The organism is Sulfitobacter sp. HI0040 (assembly GCF_001634885.1).
Classification (GTDB): Bacteria; Pseudomonadota; Alphaproteobacteria; order Rhodobacterales; family Rhodobacteraceae; genus Sulfitobacter.
On record NZ_LWEX01000535.1, the window covers coordinates 1 to 8843 of the forward strand.

The following is an 8843-nucleotide window of genomic DNA, read 5'->3' on the forward strand; positions in this document are numbered from 1 at the left end:
TGAGGTCGGTGGCGTAATTGTCGTTCGTGCCCTGCAGCAGCGCGGCGACCCGTTCGATCCCCATGCCGGTATCGATGGATTGCGCGGCGAGCTCCCGCCGGGTGCCGTCCTCGAACTGTTCATACTGCATGAAGACGAGGTTCCAGATCTCCACGAAGCGATCGCCGTCCTCTTCGGGGGAGCCCGGAGGGCCGCCCCAGATATGGTCGCCGTGATCGTAGAAAATCTCCGACGAGGGGCCGCAGGGGCCGGTGGGACCCATCATCCAGAAGTTGTCATCCGTCGCAATGCGGATGATCCGCTCATCCGGAAGGTTCGCGATCTTCTTCCAAAGCTGCGCGGCCTCGTCATCGGTGTGGTAGACGGTAACATAGAGCCGCTCTTTCGGGATGCCGAAATCACGGGTCAGCAAGGTCCACGCGAATTCGATGGCTTCGGCCTTGAAATAGTCGCCGAAGCTGAAATTTCCCAGCATTTCAAAGAAGGTATGATGCCGCGCCGTATAGCCGACATTGTCCAGATCGTTGTGCTTGCCGCCGGCGCGCACGCATTTCTGCGCCGTGGTCGCGCGGGAATAGTCCCGGGTTTCGACCCCGGTGAACAGGTTCTTGAACTGCACCATGCCGGAATTGGCGAACATCAGCGTGGGATCGTTGCGCGGTACCAGCGGACCGGACGGCACCACGGCATGGCCCTGTTTGTCGAAATAGGACAGAAAGGTGGTGCGGATGTCGTTCAGGGTTTTCATGGGGTACCTTTGGCCGCGAAAATGGTCACGATCAGATACCTGTGCGAGCCGAAGCTGTCCACAGGCCAAAGTGACCCAACTGCCCGCTCAGTCCTTCGGGAGCTTGAACATCCGGTCCCCGTTGCGGATCACGCCGTCCGTCTCCACGCTGCAGAGGATACCCCGCAGCCGCAGATCAAGATGTTCCGGCACGGTGATCCAGTCCTTGGCATCGACGCCGTAGCGGACTTTCCACTTCACGCAGGCGTCGTTGAACACCTCCGACACCCGCAGAACAGCACTGCCGACGTCCAGCAATTGCCCTTCGGGCAGGTTGGCCCGCGAAAGGTCCATGTCCACGATGAAGGTATCGCCGGGGTGCACTGTGTTTTCCCGGTCCGTCCAGACGAGGTCGAGCACGCGCTTCTGCAGGATGCAGACCTGAATCCCCGGGTGCGGCGAGTCATCGGGCAGCTTCATCCATGGGGCGGTCTGCCAGCGTTCACCGGGGATGCCCTGCGCACGGGTCACTTCTATTTGATCGACGAAATTTCGTGCACCGTAGCCCGGCCGCAGGCACAGCATCTCGACTGCCGCCCCATCGGAGGGGGCGGCCATGATGTCGGGCAGTGCCCGGTCAAGCTGATCGCGGGTGACGGCTGTCACGTTCAATCGTCCAGCAACGCTTCGTCTTCCATGTCGGAGGCACCGAAGTCGAGGCCATGGGCCGCGCGAATCTTGTCTTCGATCTCCATCGCCATGGCGGGGTTGTCCTTCAGGAACTGCTTGGCGTTCTCACGCCCCTGCCCGACGCGTTCGTCGCCATAGCTGAACCAAGAGCCGGACTTTTCAACCACGCCGGCTTTCACGCCGAGGTCGAGCAATTCGCCCATCTTGGAGATACCTTCGCCATACATGATGTCGAATTCGACCTGCTTGAAGGGTGCCGCCACCTTGTTCTTCACGACCTTGACGCGGGTCGCGTTGCCGACGACCTCGTCACGGTCCTTCAGCGCGCCGATCCGGCGAATATCGAGCCGAACGGAGGAATAGAACTTGAGCGCGTTGCCGCCCGTGGTGGTTTCGGGGGAGCCGAACATCACGCCGATCTTCATGCGGATCTGGTTGATGAAGATCACCATGCAGTTCGAGCGGCTGATCGAGCCGGTGAGCTTGCGCATCGCCTGGCTCATCAGGCGGGCCTGAACGCCGACGCTGCTGTCGCCCATGTCCCCTTCGAGTTCCGATTTGGGCGTCAGGGCCGCGACGGAATCGACGATCACCATGTTGACGGCGCCCGACCGCACCAACGTATCGGTAATCTCCAACGCCTGTTCACCGGTATCGGGCTGGGAGATCAGCAATTCATCGATGTCGACACCCAGTTTGCGGGCATATTGCGGATCGAGCGCATGTTCCGCGTCGACAAAGGCGCAGACGCCGCCCGCTTTCTGCTGCTCTGCCACGCAATGCAGAGTCAGGGTGGTCTTGCCCGAGGATTCGGGACCATAGATCTCGATGATCCGGCCCATGGGCAACCCGCCGATTCCAAGTGCGATATCAAGGCCGAGCGACCCGGTGGAGCTGGCCCTGATGTCCTGCACCGCGCCCTGCGAGCCCAGTTTCATGATGGAGCCCTTGCCGAACTGACGTTCGATCTGGGCCAGCGCGCTGTCGAGCGCCTTTTGCTTTTCCGCGCTCTTCTTGTTGTCCATGGTCAATAGATCTGCCGTTGCCATTTCGCCTGTCTCCTGTGTGTCATATCGGCCTGACAGGGGCAATCGCCCGGTTTCCGCCGATAGGCTTTATGTTCTGCTAATGTTCTATATGAGACCAAATAGAGAACGTTTCAACTAAATTGTCGTAAGCTCCATGGTTTTCGCGTAAGGGTTAAAATGTCGTTTAAGTCGAAGCCGCCGGAAAGGCGGACAAATACGGGGGGCAGATCATGCTGGTGTTCTTCAAGGAGCGGCTTGCCTTCCTGTCCGTGCCCAAGACGGGGACGACGGCCTATGAATCGGCCCTCGCGTCACGGGCCGACATGGTGCTTTCGGATCCGCCGATGCTGAAACACGCGCCGGTCTATCGCTACAATCGTTTCATCCGGCCGATGTACCTGAAGGTCTGCGATGCGGAGCTTGAACTGATGGCGGTGATGCGGGAGCCCATCGATTGGCTGGGAAGCTGGTATCGCTACCGCCAGCGCCCTTTCATGAATGGGAAACCGAATGCGACCTTCGGAATCAGCTTCGATGATTTCGTGCTGGCCTATATGAAAGGCAAGCGCCCCCCCTTTGCCGACGTGGGTAGCCAGTTCAAGTTTCTGGAGGCGCAGCCAAACGGCACGGCGGTGACCCATCTGTTCCGCTACGAAGACCAGCCGCGCCTGCAGTCGTTTCTGAATGACAGGCTGGGGGTGACACTGGAACTCGCGCGCGAAAACGTTTCCCCACCCATGGAGCTTTCGCTGTCGGACGACGTGGCCCGGCGGTATCGCCGGAAATTCGCGGAGGAATACGACCTTTACGAAAGTATCGGCTGACGGGCTACGCTCAATGCAGTTGCGCGTGCACCGTTTCCGTCAGATCGGTGAGCGAGAAGGGTTTGGGCAGGAAGACGGAATTGGGAATCTTGATCTGTTCCTCGGCAAAACTGTCCTCCGCGTAGCCCGAAACGAAGACGACCCGCACGTCCGGCCTGTCTTTCAAGGCGAGCCGCACCCATGAAGGCCCGTCCATGCCGGGCATCACCACATCGGTCACGAATATGTCGATCTCGAGGGTTTCGTCCTCCAGCGTGCGCAGGGCCGCTTCGGCGGATTCCGCCTCCAGCACCGTGTAACCGCGCAGGCGCAGGGCCCGGCTGGCAAAGGCGCGCACGGGGGCCTCATCCTCCACCAGCAGGATGACACCGTCGCCGTGACGCGGATTGGGTTGGGGCGCCGGTACGCGCGCCGGGGCCACCTGCGGCTGGGGCAGTTGCTGGGCCGGAAAGTAGAGGGTAAAACAGGTGCCCTGCCCCGGCACGCTGTCCACGAAGATATAGCCGCCGGTCTGCTTGATGATGCCGTAGGCAGTGGACAGACCAAGCCCGGTGCCCTCGCCCGTGCGCTTCGTGGTATAGAACGGTTCGAACACCTTTTGCAGCCGGTCGCCCGGAATCCCCGTGCCGTTGTCGGAGACCGATACCGTCACGTAGGAGCCGGGCGGCACGGTCACACGGTCCCGGATCAGCGGTTCGGAAAGCGTTTCGTTCTGGGTCAGGATGGTAATCTCACCCCCCGCGGGCATCGCGTCCCGCGCGTTGACCACGAGGTTCATCAGGACTTGTTCCAACTGCCGCTTGTCTGCGCGAATGGGGTGCAGAACCGGGTCATGGCTGAGCGACAGGGATACTTTTTCCCCTACCAGCCGGTTCAGCAGGTGGGTGAGGTCCGCCAGCGTATCGCGCATGTCGAGCGTTTCTGGCCGCAGGGTCTGCTTGCGCGAGAATGCCAGCAGCTGCCCCACCAGCGCTGCGGCGCGGTTGGCGTTCTGGTTGATCTGCATCAGGTCGGCATAATCCTTGTCGCCCTGATCGTGCCGCAGCAGCAAGAGATCGCAATGGCCTGAGATGGCCGTGAGCAGGTTGTTGAAATCATGGGCCACGCCCCCGGCGAGCTGCCCGATCGCCTGCATCTTCTGGCTCTGGACGAACTGCGCTTCGAGCGATTTCAGTTCGGTCGCGTCCTGCAGCACCGCGATCAGGCAGGGACCCTCAGGCTCGGCCACCCGGTTGAGCGTGACCTGCACGAAAATTTCGGCATCGTCCCGGGTCAGCCGCAGGAATTCCGCCTTCCGCGAGAGCCGCTCGGAAAGCGTGTCGTCGAACCAGTCGCTCACCGAACGGCCAAGGCCTTCCATCATCGCCGACAGATGCACACCCACGGCCAGCCGCGGCCCGAGCAGCCTGCTCGCCATTTCATTGAAACTGCGCACGCTGCCGTCCCGGGCGAGTTTCACCAGCGGCACGGGCAGCTTCTGGAACATGCGCGCGTCCGCCTCTTCGGGCGAAGGCTCCCCCGCGGGCAGCAGGTAGAGGGCGCGGCGACTGGCTGCCGCGGGCATCTCGGCGACGCGTACGGGCTGCGGGCCTTCGGCGGTGTCGAGTTCGTAGCGTTCGCCGTTTTCAATGGGCAGGTCGCGGAACAGCCGGTCGAGCGATTTGATACGGCTGCCCACCAGCCGCCGGGCGGCATCGTTCATGTAGAGCACCGCGTTCGAACGGCCCACCATCAGCATGGGCAGCCCCTGCGCCTCGCGCTCTGCCCCGGCGCGTGCGCGCGGGGCGAGCGGTTCGATCCGCCAGACAAAGCGTGCCTCTTCCTTCGGCGCGGGGATGGCATGCACCGAAATGCGCAGATGGCCCTGCGCGGTCACGAAATCTTCGCGCGCGGCACCGCTCGCCTCTGCCCGGGTCAGCAGCCGAAAGAGGATGCCGCTCGGATTGGCGAGCTGCGGCTTGAGGATGGCCGGGATACTGCGCGTTTCCCGCCCCTTGTAGGCGGTCTGGCCGGCGAGGTTGACATAGCTCACCGCCCCGTCCGATCCCGCGACGAAGGAGGGCACCGGATCATGCATGATCATGCGCGCGACCTCCGGCTCCCTGCTGGCAGAGAGCGCGGAGCCTGACGCCACCCCCGGGCGCGCCCATAGGCAGATGACAAGGAGAGCGGCGGAAAATGCCATGAGCGCCAGCGCCAGCTGCCGGTCCGGCATGAACAGCGACGCGCTGCCCGCCATGAGGCAAAGCACCAGCAGGCTGTAGAAGCGATGGCGCGACAGACCGGGGCGTGCGGAAAACGCCGGGGCCGAACTGCTTACTTCCGTCGTCTGTGACAAGCTGACCTCGGGCGCTGCGAATCCTACGACCATATGGGCCTCAAGCGGTTAATCGTCGCTTAATAGCGGCTATAACATCTTAAGGTTGAGTATGATCAGATGTCAGCACGCGTCAAGTGTGCGACGAAGAATCCGTCGCCCTCGTCGCTCACCGTGAAACTGCGCTTGAAATCGCATTTCCAGCCCGACCGGGCCGTGAAGGCGGCGATCCTGTCGCCGTTCTCTTCGCCGAGAACCGAACAGGTCGCATAGACCAAGATGCCCCCGGGGGCGACGAGCGGCGCCGCCGCGTCGAGGATACCGTCCTGTATCGCGGTCAGTTCCGTCAGCCGGTCAGGTGTCAGCAGCCATTGGCCTTCGGGCGCACGGCGCCATGCGCCCGATCCCGAACAGGGCGCATCGCAAAATACGATGTCGAAGGGTGCCTCTCGGAGCAAATCGGGTGTCTTCAGCACGGGGATCGCGACGCCGGCGCGGGCGGCCCTTTCGGGCAGGTCGCGCATACGCGCGGGGTCGATGTCATGGGCGAAGACCTGCGTTTCCCCGCGCGCGGCCATTGCCAGCGCCTTGCCGCCCCCGCCCGCGCAATAATCGAGAATGCGGCCCGCCGGGGGGAGCCCCGCCGTGGCCGCCTGGCTCGAAGCGTCCTGCAATTCGACGTCACCATTGAGATAGGGCGGCGCATTGCGCAGTTTTCGCGGCCCCTCCTCCACCGTGAGCGCCGTATCGCAGCGCGGGTTTTCACGGGTCAGGACCCCGGCCTCCGCCAGCCGCTGCGCCGCCTCCGCACGGGTCAGCCTGCCTGCGTTCACGCGCAGGGTGACGGGTGCACGCTCCCGCAGGGCGCGGGCCGTGGGCAAGGCTTCGGTGCCAAGGCTTTCGTGAAAGCGGGGGATAAGCCAGTCGGGCAGATCCCATTCGGCCCCCTCCGGCACAGGCCCCGGCTCAGCCGCTTCTGCGGGCGTGAGCGGGGCGGGCGCATGGCCTGCCCCATCGAATAAATGGCCGGGATCCTGCCCCTGAAGACGCAGCAGGCCCAGCATCAGCGCGCGACCGTCTTCGCCGCCCCCCGCGTGGGCGGCGCTGCGGCGGCAGCGGAGCACGTCGAAGACATGGTCACGAATGGCCGCGCGGTCCTTCGATCCGGCGAAACGGCTGCGCCGCGCCCAGCGGGTCAGCGCCTGTTCCGCAGGAGTGCCTGCAGCGATACTGTCCAGCACCTCTATGGCTGCGGCGACGCGGGCGCCGGGGGTCACCGGCGCGCACCCGTCAACGCGATACCCTGCCCGCCCACGGGATCAACCGATCCGGTAGTTTGGCGATTCACGGGTGATCTGCACGTCGTGCACGTGGCTTTCCTTCAGCCCTGCCCCGGTGATCTTTACGAAGGTGCAGTTCTTGCGCATCTCTTCCACGGTGGCGCAGCCGGTATACCCCATGGCCGCGCGCAGCCCGCCGATCAGCTGATGCACGACTGCCCCCGCCGCACCCTTGTAGGCGACCTGACCCTCGATCCCCTCGGGCACCAGCTTGTCGCTGGCCGCGTCCTTCTGGAAATAGCGGTCCGCCGAGCCGCGCGCCATGGCGCCGAGGCTGCCCATGCCGCGATAGGATTTGTAGCTGCGCCCTTGATAAAGGATCAGCTCGCCCGGGGATTCGTCGGTGCCCGCGATCATGGAGCCGACCATGGCGCAGGAGGCTCCCGCCGCGATGGCCTTGGCGAAGTCGCCCGAGAACTTGATGCCACCGTCGGCGATGACGGGAATGTCGCCGGCCGCAGCGGCGCAGTCCATGATGGCGGTCAGCTGCGGCACACCCACGCCCGCGACCATCCGCGTGGTACAGATGGAGCCGGGGCCGATACCGACCTTCACCGCATCGGCGCCTGCGTCGATCAGGGCGCGCGTGGCCTCCCCCGTGGCGACGTTGCCGGCCACGACCTGAACCTCGTTGCTGAGCGTCTTGGCCCGTTCGACGGCGCGTGCGACCCCTTCGGAATGGCCATGGGCGGTGTCGATCACGATCATGTCGACGCCTGCATCCACCAGCGCTTCGGAGCGTTCGAAGCCCGCGTCGCCGACGGTGGTCGCCGCCGCCACGCGCAGACGGCCCAGATCGTCCTTGCAGGCGGTGGGGTTGAGCACGGCCTGTTCGGTATCCTTCAGCGTCAGCAACCCGGTGAGCCTGCCGCCCGCGTCGGTGACGAGCAGTTTCTCGATCCGCCGTGCCTTCATCAGGCTGATCGCCTCTTCCCGGTCCGCCGGTTCATGCAGGATCGCGAGGTTGTCGCCCGTCATCATGACGGAAACCGGCGTCCTGTCGTCGGAGGCAAAGCGCATGTCGCGGTTGGTGACGATGCCCAGCACCCGGCCCGCGTCATCCACCACCGGAAAGCCCGTCACGTTATAGCGGGCCTGCAATTCCTTCGCATCGGCGAGGGTCTGGTCCGGGCGCAGGGTGATCGGGTTGTAGACGATGCCGCTTTCGAACCGCTTCACGCGGCGAACCTCTTCCGCCTGGGCGGCGATGTCGAGGTTGCGGTGGATCACCCCCATGCCGCCCGCTTGCGCCATGGCGATCGCCATGCGGCTTTCGGTCACGGTGTCCATGGCGGAACTGAGCAGCGGGATATTGAGCGCGATGGCGCGGGTCACGCGGGTGCGGGTGTCAGCCGTGGCCGGCAGCACCGACGAGGCGCCTGGCACCAGCAGCACGTCGTCGAAAGTCAGGGCCTCGCGAATCTCCATTTTGCACCTCGGTTTGCAGGGGGTCATGTGGGGTTCATTTGGCGGTTTGCTATTTCACGGAACCGGGCGGATGGAAAGGGGCAACGGTCCCGCGTGTTTTGTGGGGGCGGAACGCGCCGACAGACCGGGGCGCTGCCCCGGACCCCGAAGTATTTGGGATCATGAGAAGCACGAAAGCGCGCCATCTGCCGCGGCTGGCGCATTTTGTGACGCAGCCTACCTTTCGCCCGCCGCGCACCTGCCTATAGTGCGGCGAAATTATCGGGAAGAACGGCATGAGCGACGACCCCCTTGTGATCTTCACGCCTTCGGGCAAGCGCGGGCGCTTTCCGCGCGGCACCCCGGTGCTGGCGGCGGCCCGGCAACTGGGCGTGGATCTCGATTCCGTCTGTGGCGGGCGGGGCATCTGCTCCAAATGCCAGGTCACGCCGGGGTACGGCTCCTTCTCCAAGCATGGTGTGACCGTGCATGACGACGCATTGTCCGAGT

8 protein-coding genes are annotated in these 8843 nt (G+C 64.1%); 2 read left to right on the forward strand and 6 right to left on the reverse strand.

Features of this window, described 5'->3' with window-relative positions:
• The 3 genes from A3728_RS20115 to recA form a co-directional block, all read right to left on the reverse strand.
• A partial coding sequence (locus A3728_RS20115; RefSeq protein WP_236630581.1) for an alanine--tRNA ligase-related protein occupies positions 1–748 on the reverse strand: 748 nt, incomplete at its 3' end.
• Positions 749–835: 87 nt separating this feature from the next.
• Positions 836–1345 carry a hypothetical protein gene (locus A3728_RS20120; protein ID WP_067927917.1) on the reverse strand — a complete coding sequence of 170 codons (510 nt, stop codon included), beginning with the start codon at positions 1343–1345 and terminating at the stop codon, positions 836–838.
• Between the two features lie 50 nt (positions 1346–1395).
• Complete coding sequence (gene recA / locus A3728_RS20125) at positions 1396–2466, reverse strand: recombinase RecA (RefSeq protein WP_067927903.1); 1071 nt, start codon at positions 2464–2466, stop codon at positions 1396–1398.
• 209 nt (positions 2467–2675) lie between these two features.
• Between recA and A3728_RS20130 the strand changes: the two genes are divergently transcribed.
• Complete coding sequence (locus A3728_RS20130; RefSeq protein ID WP_067927906.1) at positions 2676–3269, forward strand: gamma-glutamyl kinase; 594 nt, start codon at positions 2676–2678, stop codon at positions 3267–3269.
• 10 nt (positions 3270–3279) lie between these two features.
• Here the strand turns inward: A3728_RS20130 and A3728_RS20135 are convergent, their stop codons facing one another.
• The 3 genes from A3728_RS20135 to guaB all read right to left on the reverse strand — a co-directional run bounded on the left by A3728_RS20135 (position 3280) and on the right by guaB (position 8354).
• Positions 3280–5640, reverse strand: coding sequence for an ATP-binding protein (locus A3728_RS20135; RefSeq protein WP_082851138.1), 2361 nt, complete (start codon positions 5638–5640; stop codon positions 3280–3282).
• Between the two features lie 62 nt (positions 5641–5702).
• Positions 5703–6863 (reverse strand): RsmB/NOP family class I SAM-dependent RNA methyltransferase, encoded by a 1161-nt coding sequence (locus A3728_RS20140; RefSeq protein WP_067927910.1) that lies wholly within the window; start codon positions 6861–6863, stop codon positions 5703–5705.
• A gap of 42 nt (positions 6864–6905) precedes the next feature.
• Positions 6906–8354 (reverse strand): IMP dehydrogenase, encoded by a 1449-nt coding sequence (gene guaB / locus A3728_RS20145; protein WP_067927914.1) that lies wholly within the window; start codon positions 8352–8354, stop codon positions 6906–6908.
• A 275-nt stretch (positions 8355–8629) separates the two neighbouring features.
• Between guaB and A3728_RS20150 the strand changes: the two genes are divergently transcribed.
• The coding region (locus A3728_RS20150; protein ID WP_150120915.1) for a 2Fe-2S iron-sulfur cluster-binding protein at positions 8630–8843 on the forward strand (214 nt) is incomplete at its 3' end.